This window comes from Oceanobacillus iheyensis HTE831, assembly GCF_000011245.1.
Classification (GTDB): Bacteria; Bacillota; Bacilli; order Bacillales; family Amphibacillaceae; genus Oceanobacillus; species Oceanobacillus iheyensis.
Genome location: NC_004193.1, coordinates 1126754 through 1142613 on the forward strand (window position 1 = coordinate 1126754; position 15860 = coordinate 1142613).

Genomic DNA, 15860 nt, shown 5'->3' on the forward strand with positions numbered 1-15860 from the left:
TAAGCTTTCGAATTCGAAGTAATCCGAAAGCTTACCATACCTCCTAAAAAGAAGATTGCTATATTTCTTAAGCTATTTTGCTATTATTCGATTTTTGGATACTACTTTAATAAGTCTCAGCTCGATAATTTTTACAAGTATTGATCAAACCATCTGCCAATTTGTTCTAATCTTTTTATGCGCATAGATGGGTCCCCGCTTCTGCTTAGCTCATGATTTGCTCCAGGGAACCGAATAAACTCAACTTCTTTCTTCAAGTGTTTCAACGTTACGTATAATTGTTCACCTTGCTCAATCGGACAACGAAAATCTAGTTCCCCATGAAGAATTAGTAACGGTGTTTCGATATCTGCTGCATACTTAAGTGGAGATATATCCCAAAGATCTTCCGGACCATCTAGTAGATTTAATCCATGCTCCCATTTTGTAAAGAAATATCCAATGTCACTAACTCCGTAAAAACTGAGCCAGTTTGAAATGGAACGTTGGGTAACGGCTGCCTTAAATCGGTTCGTATGTCCAACAATCCAGTTTGTCATAAATCCACCATAGCTTCCGCCGGTTACTCCAAGTCGATCTTTATCAATAAAGGAATATTTATCGAGACAATAATCTACTGCTTCCATTAAGTCTCGGTAGTCTCCTTGCCCATAATTTTCTCTCACACCATTAACGAATTGTTGTCCATATCCGTGACTACCGCGAGGATTTGTATAAACAACAACGTATCCTTTTGCAGCTAATAATTGTAATTCATGGAAAAATGAATTCCCGTACATAGCATGAGGCCCACCATGAACTTCTAGAATAAACGGATATTTTTTTCCTTCTTCAAAATTATATGGTCGTAATAACCACCCTTGAATTGCAAGTCCATCCGATGATGTAAAGGTAATTTCCTCTGGTTGTTCTACATGGATTTCTTCTAATAATGATTTATTAGCATTTGTTAGTAATGAAAGTTCACGATTACTGGTTAATTCATAAAAATTTCCTGGGTCTATTGGAGAGCTGATTCCTAAAATAAAGGATTCTTCATCAGGATAATAGGTAAAACCAAATACATGATTATCTGCTCCGTATACTTTTTCCAGATTTCCTTCAAGGTCTGTTTGATATAGAGAGGTAGCTCCTTGGTCGGTTCCTAAGAAATAAATTGATTTTCCGTCTTTGGACCAGATTGGGCCATCCTCTGATTCTCCTAATCTAGAATCTGTAATCATCGCATCACCTAATTGAATATCCCACTGATTTGTAATTTCTTTTCTTTCTTTTGAGGAAAGTTCAAATAGATAGAGTTTCGTTAATGTTGCGCCGGCATAATCAAAATCATGACCGAATGTAATAATTTGTGAGCTATCGCTTGAAAAGCGGGAATTATAATAATTGCTATTTCCATCTGTTAATAATGTAAATTCCTGTGTATGTAAGTTTAATAGAAATAAATCGGAAATTAGTTGAGAATCTGCTTCTTCACTCCAATTACTAGAAAAAACTAATTTCTTACCATCTGTAGAAATATCATGTAAGGAATGGTCGGTTGATTTTGTGGTCCATTGTTTAAATTGTTTTGTCGTTAGGTGGTATTCGATTATTTGTATATTCGAATCGTCATGGAATCCTTTAGCATCTGATTTGTATTTTAAACGATTAACAACAAGCGGTTCTTTTTGTTTATCCTTTTTAATTTGTTGCTTTTCTTCGCACGTTAGTTCTTTTTGTGAATGGATGTCATCATCAGTGTTTAATGGAGCAGAAAAGAATATAGATGAACCATCTGGAGCCCATCTAGGTGAATAAGCACCTTTTTGGAAAAATGTAATCTGTTTTGGCTCACCGCCATCTAGATCAATCAGCCATAGTTGTGATGTGCCTGATCTAGTGGACTGAAATACAGCTTGCGTATTACTCGGGTTAATTCGAAAATTGGTATTGGAATGTTTTCCAAATGTCCATTGTTTTGTTTGGTTCGTAGAAATATCTGTACTGTAAACATGTGATTCGTATTCATTATCTTCATTTACCTTTGTTGAAACATATGTAAAGCGGTTGTTCGAAGCAGTGTATGTGGGGCCACTCAAAATTTCTAACTGTTTTAAATCCGTTTCGTTTATTGCACGTTTTGTTAAATTCATGTATATCCTCCTAAATTTTACAAAAAATCAAAAACTTGTTATTATTTTAAACTAATTAGAGGGTCTAATCAATTGAAATATCTTTAAACTGATGAAAAAATTGTTTAAGTTGTTTCGGGTTTTTAAGAATATAAATTTGTTTTTCTTTAACAGCATCCAATTTATCAAAAATAGTAGGACATTTATCTTTATTAAACTTTAAGACATATTGTACAAACTCCCAATCTATTTTTTCTTTACAATCTTCTCCCATATCTGGTCTAGTTTGTCCATGATACTGAATCCTTCTTTTTATGATTCTGAATAGACAACGGGTGGTTCTGTAATGAAGAAATATAATCGTGTCAGCCTTTTTGATTCGCGTATCCATTGTTGCATTGTAATTTCCGTCAATAATCCAAGCTGGCTCTTCCATAATTTCTTTTTGTTTTTCTATAAATTTATCTCGTTCGATCTGTTCCCATCCTGGTTTCCAAAAAAAGGAATCTAAATGATATACGGGGAGCTTTTTATATTCGCCAAGCTGCATTGCTAATGTTGACTTCCCGGAACCAGGACAACCTATTATCATAATTTTATTCATTATAATCTCCTTTCTTAAATGAATAGAGTATTGCTAATCTTGATATTGGGAATATTAAGAAAACGAAACGAGTGAAAAAACGAGGCTAAGTAAAATAATTAGCTAAGCCTCGTTTTTGTAAGTGTTAGAACAAAAGCGCAAGCGCCCGTTTATCACCGTATGTCCTGCGCCCCTGGTTTTCAAGGGGTGGTTCGACTGGTCGAACTTCTTTATTTCTTTGAGATAAAGGAAACACGATAAGCGTATGCGAATCGATGTTGACTTTCACCGCACGGGTATAAGTGCGACTATGCCTCACAAAGGACATTCGGCAGTCTTCTTTTCACCATTGGCATAAGTGCGACTTTGCCTCACAAAGAACACTCGGCAGTCTTCTTTATCGTAAGGAGGTCTCCGGAAGGACAATAGGTGATGGGCGCTGGAGCTGGACGTGGCTAATTAACTTAGTTGTTTATCCACAGCTCCAAAATTTTAGACCATAAAAAAGAATGTTACACAGTTAATTTATCTTTTATAGCTGCTTCTGTTTCATATGCTCGCTGTAATTGCTTGGTGATTGTACCTGGCTTACCGTCTCCAATAGCTTTATCATCCACACGTACAATGGGCGTAACTTCAGAAGTACTACTGGATAAGAATATTTCATCTGCACTAGAAATGTCTTCTAGTTGAAACGCTTCTTCAATAAGTTCAATATTTGCAGCTTTTAAGAACCTTTCCACTGCCATGCGCACACAACCGTAGAGTATATTGTTTGTTGTTGGGTGAGTATATACTTTCCCGTTTTTAACTAAATACACATTGGATGCACTGCATTCAGTGACTTTGCCGTCTCTATGGAGAATAGCCTCATAACATCCTTGTTCTTTAGCTGTCTGTTTTGCTAGAACATTAGGAAGTAAGTTTAAACTTTTAATATAGCAATTTTCCCAACGAATATCAGGTTGAGTAATCGTTGATACTCCATGTTGTAGAGCTTCTTTATTTCTTGGCATATCCTGTACATAGGCATACATATTTGGTTCTACAGATTGTGGGAAGATATGATCGCGAGGAGCAGACCCTCTTGTGATTTGCATATACACTTTTCCATCTGTAGTCATTTCATTTTTTGTAATTAGTTGAAGCAATAATTCTTTCATTTCTTTTTTACTTTGAGGTATTTCAATTTTAATTGCTTCTGCAGAACGATATAATCGATCGACATGTTCTTCAAATAAATAGTATTTCCCCTCATATACACGGATAACTTCATAAATACCATCTCCGAATTGCAAACCACGTTCTTCAAATGGGTAGTTTAGGCTATCCTTATCTTTAAATTCAGATTGCGTTAAAATAATTGGATATACAGACATAAAATAAGCTCCTCTCTTCAAGCATAAGTCTAGTTTATAACTTGCTATATCATATGTAAATAACTAATTATTTCATAATTATCTATATAAATGCGTCAATTTTAGTATTATAGTTCGTTGAAGGATTACTTGCTAAAAAGCGGACTGCTGTAAGGAAAATCAAATCAATAATTGGACCTTATAAGTAAGATATCTATTATGAAGTTCATTTTAAAAACGTAAATTAAATATAAATTTTGTAAAAAAATGTTGAAATTATGGTTGATTTGTTAAATTAACATTGCTATAATGTAACTTGTCAGCGAAAAAGACACATTATATTTACTTCATGCGGGTGTAGTTTAATGGTAAAACCTCAGCCTTCCAAGCTGATGACGAGGGTTCGATTCCCTTCACCCGCTCCATACATATGTCATAACGCAGTGTTTCGTACATAGGGTCTACGAAGCGTTGCGTTTTTTAATGGTTTAGGAAGGTATAAAGTTAAGCGGCTGCGGATAAACGGACGCTTGCACTTCTGTTAAACATATAGAATTCTTGAAATAATAATTATCTGCATAGTATTCTTGTGTTAAATACCTATGTTGGGGGGCGATATAATGGAACAACTAAAAAAGAAATTAACGCAAATAGATCGAAAAGGTTATAAAAGTTATAAACAAATACAGGGAATGTATACACATCCTTTATTCAAACTCCATATCGATTATGTGCAAGGTGATCCATTTGCTAGTCCATCAAAAATTAGACTTGTGATTAATCATCATAAACGGTCAATTGACACAGCTTGGTTAGAAACAGAAGAAAGAAGAACTGCAGTAGAAGATACGTTTGCAAGAGTAATTGATCAAGCAATTAGTCATAATAAAATGTCGATAAAAGGCTCAGGAAAAAGTGGATTGATTGCATTTGATGGGCCCGGACAAGAAATTTTGAAACGTTCCGCTGTTTCACTGCAAGAACATACAATCACTGTTTGTTTATCAGTAGGCTTACCTGCTCAGGGCAGATCCATTAACGGCAAAGAAGCAATTAAACTCTTTAGCGAAGTATTACCGAATCTTTTAAAAGAGTCCGTATTTAAAGTCGAAAATGAACAAATAGAAAAAGCAATTATTTTAGCTGATCAACAGTCTCATATTTTGAAAGTAATGAAAGAAAATAAATGGGTATCTTTTGTTGCTAATGGCTCCATACTTCCGCGCAGGAGTGGAGTAAGTAATTTACCGCAACATCAAGCTGTGCCATTTCAAAGTCCAAAGGAAAATGAAGTGGAAATTGACTTACCTCATGGGAAAACAATCAAAGGTATGGCGACTCAGCAAGGAGTTACATTAATTACAGGTGGCGGTTATCACGGTAAAAGTACACTGTTGCAAGCAATTGAAAGAGGGGTATATCGTCATACCGCTGGAGATGGACGAGAATTTGTATTAACCGATCCGACAGCGGTCAAGATAAGAGCAGAAGATGGAAGGAAAATTTCATCGGTAGATATATCGCCATTTATTTCAAACTTGCCACATGGAAAAGATACGAACAACTTCTCCACAGATGATGCAAGTGGAAGTACGTCACAAGCAGCAAATGTAATGGAAGCAATTGAAGTAGGTTCAAATACGTTATTAATTGATGAAGATACAAGTGCAACAAATTTCATGATTAGGGATATCCGTATGCAGAAATTGGTTGCTAAAAATAAAGAACCAATAACTCCATTTATTCATCGTATACGTCAACTAGTCGATGATCTAGGGGTATCAGTAATTTTAGTTACGGGTGGATCAGGTGATTACTTTTCAGTTGCAGACAATGTTATTTTGATGGAAGAGTACATTCCTAGACAAGTAACCAATGAGGCGAAAAAAATCATAAATGAAAATCCAATTGAAAATGAAGAAGTTCCATCAAATGAATTTGGTAGAAGTACAAGACGTAAGTTATTACAATCCTCATTTCCAAAGGATGGAGATAGGAAATTTAAGATTCAAGCAAAAGGACAATATCAAATTATGTTAGGGAAAACACCTATTCTATTTTCAAATACGGAACAACTTATTGATTCTTCGCAAACAAGAATGATAGCAGAAATTATACAGTATTTGTATCGATCAACTATTATGGAAAACCGCTCATTTACGGATATTTTGGATTTTATTGAGGTTGAGATGAATAAAGACTTGGATCAACTCACCCTAAACAAGGGAAAACATCCCGGTGATTTAGCAAAACCCCGCCGTTATGAAATTGCGGCAGTCCTAAATCGTATGCGTAATGGCAAGTTTGTATTAAATCATATATAGAAAGGAGGGGGCGTCTTGCAAGTAGCTCAATTAAAGGAAGATATTCAATCTTATGCAAAGGAAATCGGCATTGATAAAATCGGTTTTACGACCGCTGATGTTTTTACAGAATTAAAAGAACGATTACGCAGACAACAGGAACTACAATACCAATCTGGTTTTGAAAAAGGTTCTATAGAAGAAAGAACCGAACCTAAAAGGTTATTACCAGAAGCGAAATCCATTATTTCTATAGCAGTAGCATATCCACAAAAAATGCATGATGCCCCCCGAAGTACCAAAGAAGAGAGACGTGGTATTTTCGCGAGGGCTTCATGGGGAATTGATTATCATGTAGCCTTACGCGAACGGTTAAATAAATTGTCAGAATATATCCAGACGAAATATCCTGATGCAGTTAACAAAATTATGGTTGATACAGGCGAGTTATCTGATCGGGCAGTTGCGGAGCGGTCGGGTATAGGGTTTAGTGGGAAAAATACGTCGATTATTACTCCTGAATTTGGTTCATTTGTTTATTTAGGAGAAATGATTACAAACATTCCATTTATACCCGATAGTCCGGTCGAAGAAAGCTGTGGTGATTGTACAATCTGTATGGATGCTTGTCCAACGGGGGCGTTAGTTCAAGGTGGACAATTAAATGCACAACGATGTATTGCTTTCTTAACCCAAACGAAAGATTTCCTACCGGATGAGTTTCGTTCAAAAATAGGTAATCGTATATACGGTTGTGACACTTGTCAACAAGTATGTCCTTATAACAGAGGGATAGATTCTCATTTTCATCAAGAATTAGAGCCCGAACCAGAATCTGCAAAACCGAAGTTAAAACCAATGCTACATCTGTCTAATAAAGAGTTTAAAGAAAAGTTTGGGTATATGTCTGGGTCTTGGCGCGGTAAAAAACCTTTACAACGAAATGCATTAATTGCCATTGGACACTACAAAGATAAAAGTGCGATTGAGGATCTGATTAAAGTGATGAATAATGACCCAAGGCCAGTTATACGAGGAACAGCAGCGTGGTCATTAGGGAAAATTGGTTCTCCAAAAGCATATGAAGCAATTATTTCAGCTATGGAAAAAGAAACCGATAGTCAAGTTCTTTTTGAAATGGAAAAAGGTTTATCTTTTCAAAAACAATCATAAAGTGAGATTCCTATTCTGAAGGAATTCATTTTTTCCTTTGCAAAAAAATTATACTCAAAAATTAAGGTCTAATGTAACTTGAACAAAAACGGACATGACGAATAGAGTTAGATAGTGTGGTATTGTCATGAACCAGTGATTTCAAGTTAATTACATGCCGATTAAACATTTTTTATTAAAATATATCCTCTTCACATACATTGTTATGGGAAGGGGTGTTTTTTTTATGGAAAGTATAAAAGAATATTGGAGTAGAATGTTCTTAGACAGGCATTCCGAAGAAATTTGGTGGCAAAAGAAACTTGACTTACTTGAAAAAAGAAATGCAACTATTGTAAAAATAACCGGTGATGGAAAGGTGACGCAAAAACTCCATTATGATGATCGGTCAAATTATGAATATGTGATGCACTTACAATTTTTAATAAAACAAAATGAGCGATTTATGTTGGAAGAACAAGTATTACCTTTTTCGTATAGTATTCAGGATCAAACCATTATCAACCATCGTAAACGTGAAATTGCTATTGAAAAAGCTCCAGAAGATTATTCATTATGGAATTCAAATAATAAGTCACAAAGAATTGAATTCAATCGGTTTGATTATAATCGCCTTGAGGCTGTGAGATATGCTGAACGATGGTGGAACAGTTATAATCCTGCTTATAGAACATTTGAAGTAGATTGTACCAACTATATTTCACAATGTTTATTTGCTGGTGGTGCACCAACTTGGGGTGAACCTGTGCGAGAGCGAGGCTGGTGGTACAGCGGAAATTCTTGGAGCTTTAGTTGGGCGGTTGCACATGCAATGCGCTGGTATTTAAGTGGTTCCCAAAAAGGATTAAAAGGGAAAGAAGTCGAGAGTCCAGAAGAACTGTTGCCAGGTGATGTTATTTGTTATGATTTTGAAGGAGATAATCGTTGGAATCATACAACTATTGTTGTAACAAAAGATGCGTATGGTATGCCTTTAGTAAATGCACATACGGATAATAGTCGTCATCGGTATTGGTCGTATGAAGATTCTACGGCATACACACCAGAAATCCAGTACAAATTTTTTCGAATTGGTGAAAATTAGTGTATAATGTATAAGGTTACTAAAGAAGAAGGAGAAATGAGTTTTGAGTGTGCATGTTGTTTTATTTGAACCAGAAATCCCAGCTAATACGGGAAATATAGGCAGAACATGTCTTGCAACAGGGGTTACACTCCATCTAATCCATCCACTTGGCTTCTCTACAGATAGTAAAATGGTACGAAGAGCTGGATTGGATTATTGGGAGCATGTAGATGTTCGAGAATATCAATCAATAGAAGACCTTTATGAAACATACCCAGATGCTGGATTTTATTATATTGAGAACTTTGGAACCAAACATTATACTGACTTTGATTTTAGTGATTCGGACATGGATCAATTCTTTGTTTTTGGAAAAGAGTCCACAGGTATACCCAAAGAATTGCTGATAGGAAAAGAAGACCAATGTCTGCGAATTCATATGAATGATAAAGTAAGATCACTAAACTTATCTAATACTTCAGCAATAATTATTTATGAAGTATTAAGGCAACAAGGCTTTCCTAATTTATATTAATATGTATCCTACTTCGTAATGGAGTAGGTTTTTTGTTACCTACCAAAAAAGGGGGGGCAAATAGATGAAAGAAGTTAGAAGGAGCCCCTTTGAAATTCAAAAATCGATTTTCTGTGTGAGATGTAGGTTTTCCTACTCCTGAGGGAAGAGGGCTGAAGTGAGGAGGCTGGGACATAAAAAAGTTCTGGTCAAAAGACGGATGAATGCTAGAATAAGTGTAAGAAATATACGTAGACTCCCATGGGAAAAAGGCCTAGTAGAGGCCCCAGGAATACGGAGTATCCGGAGGCTCATCAGCCGCCCATGGAAAGCGCAGTATATTTCTGAAGTGGGTTCAAAAGCAAATCATTCGGTTTATCGAGTAAATACTTTTGTCCCAACCTCTAACAAAATTAATATTGATCTTCTTTTGGTACCCCTGATTTTGCTTCATATCCTGAAGTAAACATAGAAACAACGAATGTTACAATAACTCCCATTAATAGAGCGAGTTTCATTATTATTTCCTCCCTTGTAGACATACTATCTAGGCTTATTTCTCACTAGTATGCCCTTATTATAGCGAAAAAAATCCAGATTGTGAACTGGGCAGTTTGAATGTGTGTCGTTATTTCAGAAAAAATAATGTCGATAAATTGTTCAAAACATTTCTTGAATTGTTGTATCCTCTGTGAAAATCATGTATATTAGTTGATGAATAGAGAAACGAACTCTATAATGGTTTTGAACCGTTTTCATAACGGATAAGTTAACTTCTAATGGGGGTATCAGTCGTGGCAGAAAATGCAGAATCTGCGGAAAGATTTTGGGGGCAGTTTCACGGACAAAACACGGGGTATTTGGAACAACAATTTGAGTTGTACAAAGAAGATCCGGAATTAGTTGAATCTTCTATCAGAACAATATTTGATACACATGGAGCTCCATCTTGGCTTTCTTCTACCGAGAATGTAAAATCTGTATCCAATGCATCTGATTTTGATGTAACCAAATTAACCTCAGCAATCAGACTTGTTGAGGCTATTCGTCGTTACGGACACACAGATGCAGACATATATCCAGTTGGTGGATATAAGGGTGATCGTTCTAAAATGTTGGATTTATCAACATATAATTTAAAAGAGCAGGATTTAGAGAAGATTCCTGCATCTTGGATTTGGGAGAAGCAAGCTCCTGGAGTAGCAACAGCTTTAGATGTGGTTAATCAGTTGAAAAAGTATTATACTGGTACGATTACATTTGAATATGACCATGTTAATAATGATGAAGAACGTAAATGGTTATTTGATTTAATTGAAGAAGGAAATGCAAGACTAGATCCAAGTGATGATGAGAGAAAAAAGATTCTTCAACGATTAGCCGATGTAGAAGGTTTTGAAAAGTTTCTTCATAAAACCTTTGTCGGTCAAAAGCGCTTTTCCATTGAAGGTTTAGAATCAATGGTGCCAATGATTGATCATATTGTTCAATATTCGAACCAAGATAGTATTGAACACGTCATGATGGGAATGGCGCATCGTGGGAGATTATCTGTATTAGCGAATGTTTTAGGTAAACCATATGATAAGATTTTTTCGGAGTTTAACTACACGAAAGAAAAGGAATTAATGCCTTCTGAAGGGTCCAGAGCAATCAATTATGGATGGACTGGAGATGTTAAGTATCATTATGGTGCAGAAAAAGAAGTTGAATTTGGCAATAAAGGCCAAACGAGAATTACTTTAGCGCATAATCCATCCCATCTTGAGTTTGTTAATCCAGTAGTTGAAGGATTTACGAGAGCTGCTCAAGATGATAGAAGTGAAAAAGGTTATCCGAAGCAAGTTACCAATAAGGCTGTTTCTGTATTAATTCATGGAGATGCTGCATTTATTGGCGAGGGTGTTGTTGCGGAAACGCTTAATTTAAGTGGATTACCTGGGTATTCTACTGGAGGAACCTTGCATATTATTGCAAATAACCTTCTTGGATATACAACAGATCGTGAAGATGGTAGGTCTACAAGGTACGCGAGTGATTTGGCGAAAGGGTTTGAAATTCCGGTTATCCGCGTTAATGCAGATGATCCGATTTCATGCATCTCAGCTATAAAAATAGCATATGAGTATCGTCAAAAGTTCCAGAAAGATTTTCTGATTGACTTAGTTGGCTATCGTCGTTACGGACATAATGAAATGGATGAACCTCGTACTACACAACCAAGTCTTTATCAGCAAATTGATGACCATCCATCTGTTGCATCGCTGTTTGGAAAAGGAATGGAAGAAAAAGGTATCCTTCAAGAGGGTGGATTTGAAGAAGTAAAAAGCGCTGTCGAGAAAAAACTGACTGACATTTATAAAGGAATGACAGAAAGTGAAATTGGAGAACCAGAAGCGAAGTTAATGCCACAAGTGTTAACTAATGGTTTAGATCAATTTACGACCGCGATTGATTTAGCTACATTAAAATCGATTAATGAGGAATTATTAGAGCGTCCGGAAGGTTTTAAAGGATTCAAGAAAACAGAACGAATTCTTCAGCGCAGAAAAGATGCATTGGAGGAAGGAAATAAAGCAGACTGGGGTACAGGTGAAGCTTTAGCTTTTGCATCTATTCTAAAAGAAGGTACACCAATTCGATTAACAGGACAGGATACCGAACGTGGTACATTTGCACATCGTCATATTGTATTGCATGATGTAGAAACTGGGGAGAAATACAGCCCACTACATGGATTATCGGATGTTGAAGCATCTTTTGATGTGCGTAACAGTCCTTTATCTGAAGCTGGTGTATTAGGATTTGAATATGGGTATAGCGTCCAATCACCAGATACACTAGTTATTTGGGAAGCTCAATTTGGTGATTTTGCGAATGCAGGTCAGGTTATCTTTGACCAATTTATTTCTTCTGCTCGTGCAAAATGGGGCGAGAAATCAAATATGGTTTTACTTCTACCTCACGGGTACGAAGGACAAGGACCAGAACACTCTAGTGCAAGATTAGAACGTTTCTTACAAATGGCGGCTGAAAATAACTGGATAGTAGCAAATGTGACTTCATCCGCACAATTATTCCATATTCTTAGACGTCAAGCAGCAATGAGAGATCGTGATGAAGCTAGACCATTAGTATTAATGACTCCAAAAAGCAGTCTCATCCGTCATCCTCGTATGGGGGCGACTGCCGAGGAATTTACAGATGGTGGTTTCTTAGCATTACGAGATCAACCAGGATTTGAAGCGAACCGAGAAAAAGTAACGCGTCTTGTCGTTGGTAGTGGAAAAATGATGATAGATATAGAAGAAGCGATGGATGATTCAGATGAAACATATGATTGGTTACAAATAAAAAGAGTGGAACAAATATATCCATTCCCTAAAAAAGCATTGGAAGAAGAAATAAAGCAGCTTCCAAACTTGAAAGAGATCGTATGGGTACAAGAGGAACCGAAAAATATGGGTGCATGGAATTTTGTTGATGATTATCTACGAGAGTTATTGAATGAAGATCAGAAACTTAAAGTAATAAGTAGACCAGATCGTTCAGCACCAGCTGGAGGTATTCCGACTGTACACAAAACGGCTCAAAATAAAATTATCAAACAAGCATTGAATCAATCTGAAGGAGGAAAATCCAGTGCAGGAAATTAAAATCCCAGAATTAGCAGAATCCATTACAGAAGGTACAATAGCAGAATGGCTTGTCAAAAAAGGTGACAAAGTTGAAAAAGGTGATCCAGTAGTAGAATTAGAGACGGATAAAGTAAATGTAGAAGTAAATGCAGAATTTTCCGGAGTCATCACTGAAATTATTAGTGAAGAGGGTGATGATGTAACTGTTGGAGATACGATAGCTAAGTTAGATGAAAATGGTGAAGCTGGTTCCAATTCAGATGAATCAGAACCTAAAGAAGAACCTAAACAAGAAGAAAAGCAAGAAGACGATAAGAAGAAAGCGTCTGAAACAGAAACTTCCAAGGGAGCGGAAACCAAGTCTGAAAGTAATGGAGAAGTGATCGCATCTCCTGCAGCTAGAAAACGAGCACGTGAATTAAATATTGATTTAAGCAGTGTTCAATCACGTGACCCATTAGGACGTGTACGCACAGAAGATGTTGAAGCACAAGCACAGGCGAATAAACAACCTGCCGAGAAGAAACAAGAGAAAAAAGATGCTCCAAAATCGGAGAAAACGGAGTTTGACAAACCGGTAGAAAGAGTGAAAATGACTCGTCGCCGTCAAACAATCGCAAAAAATCTTGTAGAAGTACAGCATAATACGGCAATGCTAACTACTTTTAACGAAGTAGATATGACAGCGGTTATGGAATTACGAAAACAACGTAAAGATAAATTCTTAGACAAAAATGGCGTTAAGTTAGGATTCATGTCCTTCTTTACAAAAGCGGTTGTAGGGGCTCTAAAAGAATTCCCATTATTAAATGCTGAAATTCAGGGAAATGAATTAGTCATTAAGAAATTCTATGACATCGGTATTGCTGTCTCCACGGATGATGGACTTGTAGTGCCAGTAGTCAGAGATGCAGACCGTAAAGATTTTGCTGGGATTGAGCAAGATATTAACGATTTAGGCATAAAAGCACGAGATAATAAATTGACGTTAAAAGACTTGCAAGGTGGATCATTTACGATTACAAACGGAGGGACATTTGGTTCCATGATGTCTACACCAATCTTAAATGCACCTCAAGTAGGTATCTTAGGAATGCACAATATAGTAAAACGTGCAATGGTAATGCCAGATGATTCTATTGAAGTTCGTCCTATGATGTACTTGGCTCTATCTTATGACCACCGTATTGTCGACGGTAAGGAAGCTGTACAATTCCTTGTTCGAATTAAGCAAATGTTAGAAGATCCATATGATCTTTTACTTGAAGGTTAATATAAATAATAGTTATTTAGAAAAACAGGGTTATAGATATGACCCTGTTTTTCTGTGTTAGATAAATAAAAATGGAATTTATTACCTGATGCAAGCGCCTTTGAGCTTAAACACTAGATTGTCATATTTTTGATAAATTTAATGATTAAATTCACTTATTTTTGTTGAAATTAGTCGGCAGAACGAATATTATAGTACTTGCTGGATACATTATTGACATGATATGAATCAATTCTTTGTATAAAAGATTATAAAAACGTTATCATTTTTGAAAATTAAGAAATTAAAAATGGTAATATATTTTTTGTTTCTTTAACTTGTCATACGTCATACATGTTAATAGATAAAATGGTATTTATACCTAAAACGAATAAAGGAGGCTAACCGTGAGTATACTTCTCGGTATATTAGCAATTATTATTACATTAGGACTTGCCTTCCTCATGTCGAACAAAAAGAAAAAAATAAACCTTAAAGGCATAGGAATAATGTTAGTTCTTCAGTTACTAATTACGTGGTTTATGTTCTCAACCACTATTGGTGCTTCTATAATTAAGGGTATATCAGCTGTGTTTAATAAGCTGATTGAATTTGGTACAGAAGGCGTCAATTTTGTACTTGGAGGATTTGAAGTTGCAGAAGGTGGAGTTTTCTTCTTCAACGTATTATTACTTATTATATTCTTTGCAACATTACTGTCTGTGTTAACGTATTTAAAAATACTACCGGCTATTATTAAGTATGTTGGAGCAGCAATCTCAAAAGTTACTGGATTACCACGAATTGAATCATTTAACGGAGTAAATAGTATATTTTTTGGACAATCGGAAGCACTAATCGCAATTCGGTCTCAATTCCATCATTTAAATGAAAATCGTCTTTATATTGTGAGTGCTTCAGCGATGGGGTCAGTATCTGCTTCCATTGTAGGTGCATATATTCAAATATTACCACCTGAATATATATTAGTCGCATTGCCTTTAAACATGTTTAGTGCGTTAATGATTGCATCAATTATTGCTCCTGTCGAAGTTCCAAAAGAAGAAGACAAAGTTGATATTTCTGATGTTAGTCAAGATAAGAGTATTTTCGAAGCAATGGGAAATGGAGCTTTAGAAGGTGGAAAAATTGCATTAATCGTAGCTGCAATGTTAATTGCATTTATTGCGTCTTTAGAGCTTGTAAACTGGATAATTCAGTTTGTATTTTCTGGCTTCAGTGCAGACATCACTTTAGAAACAATCTTAGGATATATTCTTGCTCCTATTGGAATCTTAATGGGGATTGCACCTAGTGAAGTTATTGAGGCAGGATCTATAATGGGTACAAAGATTGTTACAAATGAATTTGTAGCGATGACGCAATTCCAACCTCTATTAGATGAAATGTCTGAGAAAACAATTGGTATTGTTACTGTATTCCTAACAAGTTTTGCTAACTTCTCTTCCATTGGTATCATTGCTGGTACGGTTAAAGGAATTGATAGCAAGAAAGCTGTGTCAGTATCCCAATTTGGAATGAAGCTTTTAATAGGGTCCATATTAGCTTCCATCTTATCAGCAACAATTGTAGGATTGTTCTTGTAAAAAATTTAATTTATCTTAATACCATAGGATTATATTATATTCTTAAGAAGTTGGGACAAAAATATTTGTTTTGTCCCAACTTCTTTATTTATATCTAGGAAATTATAAAATTTTGGGGCTGTGGCTAAACAACAAGTTATTTAGCCACGTCCGGCTCCAGCGCCCATCACCTATTGTCCTTCCGGAAACCTTCTTACCTTAAAGAAGACTGCCGAATGTTCATTGTGAGGCATAGTCGCACTTATGCCATGG

The 15860-nt window shown here is 36.0% G+C and carries 10 protein-coding genes and 1 tRNA gene; 8 read left to right on the plus strand and 3 right to left on the minus strand.

Annotated elements, in window-relative coordinates:
- Positions 1–131: 131 nt before the first annotated feature.
- The 3 genes from OB_RS05740 to dat all read right to left on the minus strand — a co-directional run bounded on the left by OB_RS05740 (position 132) and on the right by dat (position 4076).
- On the minus strand, positions 132–2135 hold the full coding sequence (locus OB_RS05740) for a S9 family peptidase (RefSeq protein WP_011065482.1): 2004 nt from the start codon (positions 2133–2135) through the stop codon (positions 132–134).
- A gap of 64 nt (positions 2136–2199) precedes the next feature.
- Positions 2200–2718, minus strand: coding sequence for a DNA topology modulation protein (locus tag OB_RS05745; RefSeq protein ID WP_011065483.1), 519 nt, complete (start codon positions 2716–2718; stop codon positions 2200–2202).
- Between the two features lie 491 nt (positions 2719–3209).
- Positions 3210–4076, minus strand: coding sequence for a D-amino-acid transaminase (dat, locus tag OB_RS05750; protein WP_011065484.1), 867 nt, complete (start codon positions 4074–4076; stop codon positions 3210–3212).
- Positions 4077–4406: 330 nt separating this feature from the next.
- Between dat and OB_RS05755 the strand changes: the two genes are divergently transcribed.
- The 8 genes from OB_RS05755 (at position 4407) to OB_RS05790 (ending at position 15608) form a co-directional block, all read left to right on the plus strand.
- A tRNA-Gly gene (locus OB_RS05755) sits at positions 4407–4480 on the plus strand.
- Positions 4481–4675: 195 nt separating this feature from the next.
- On the plus strand, positions 4676–6379 hold the full coding sequence (locus OB_RS05760) for an ABC-ATPase domain-containing protein (RefSeq protein ID WP_011065485.1): 1704 nt from the start codon (positions 4676–4678) through the stop codon (positions 6377–6379).
- Between the two features lie 15 nt (positions 6380–6394).
- Positions 6395–7531: a tRNA epoxyqueuosine(34) reductase QueG gene (queG, locus tag OB_RS05765; protein ID WP_011065486.1), complete on the plus strand. Its 1137-nt coding sequence runs from the start codon at positions 6395–6397 to the stop codon at positions 7529–7531.
- A gap of 226 nt (positions 7532–7757) precedes the next feature.
- Entirely contained in the window at positions 7758–8615 is an 858-nt protein-coding gene (locus OB_RS05770) for an amidase domain-containing protein (protein WP_011065487.1), read from the plus strand.
- Positions 8616–8658: 43 nt separating this feature from the next.
- A complete protein-coding gene (locus tag OB_RS05775; protein ID WP_011065488.1) occupies positions 8659–9132 on the plus strand; it encodes a tRNA (cytidine(34)-2'-O)-methyltransferase in 474 nt (157 codons plus the stop codon).
- A 773-nt stretch (positions 9133–9905) separates the two neighbouring features.
- Positions 9906–12767: a 2-oxoglutarate dehydrogenase E1 component gene (locus OB_RS05780; protein ID WP_011065490.1), complete on the plus strand. Its 2862-nt coding sequence runs from the start codon at positions 9906–9908 to the stop codon at positions 12765–12767.
- A complete protein-coding gene (odhB, locus tag OB_RS05785) occupies positions 12754–14022 on the plus strand; it encodes a 2-oxoglutarate dehydrogenase complex dihydrolipoyllysine-residue succinyltransferase (protein ID WP_011065491.1) in 1269 nt (422 codons plus the stop codon). The genes OB_RS05780 and odhB overlap by 14 nt, the downstream gene beginning before the upstream one ends.
- Before the next feature lie 386 nt (positions 14023–14408).
- Complete coding sequence (locus tag OB_RS05790) at positions 14409–15608, plus strand: NupC/NupG family nucleoside CNT transporter (protein WP_011065492.1); 1200 nt, start codon at positions 14409–14411, stop codon at positions 15606–15608.
- Positions 15609–15860: the final 252 nt, after the last annotated feature.

Coding starts and splice junctions, on each gene's coding strand:
- OB_RS05740 (WP_011065482.1), bottom strand. CDS start 2,135: ATGAATTTAACAAAACGTGCAATAAACGAAACGGATTTAAAACAGTTA.
- OB_RS05745 (WP_011065483.1), bottom strand. CDS start 2,718: ATGAATAAAATTATGATAATAGGTTGTCCTGGTTCCGGGAAGTCAACA.
- dat (WP_011065484.1), bottom strand. CDS start 4,076: ATGTCTGTATATCCAATTATTTTAACGCAATCTGAATTTAAAGATAAG.
- OB_RS05760 (WP_011065485.1), top strand. CDS start 4,676: ATGGAACAACTAAAAAAGAAATTAACGCAAATAGATCGAAAAGGTTAT.
- OB_RS05770 (WP_011065487.1), top strand. CDS start 7,758: ATGGAAAGTATAAAAGAATATTGGAGTAGAATGTTCTTAGACAGGCAT.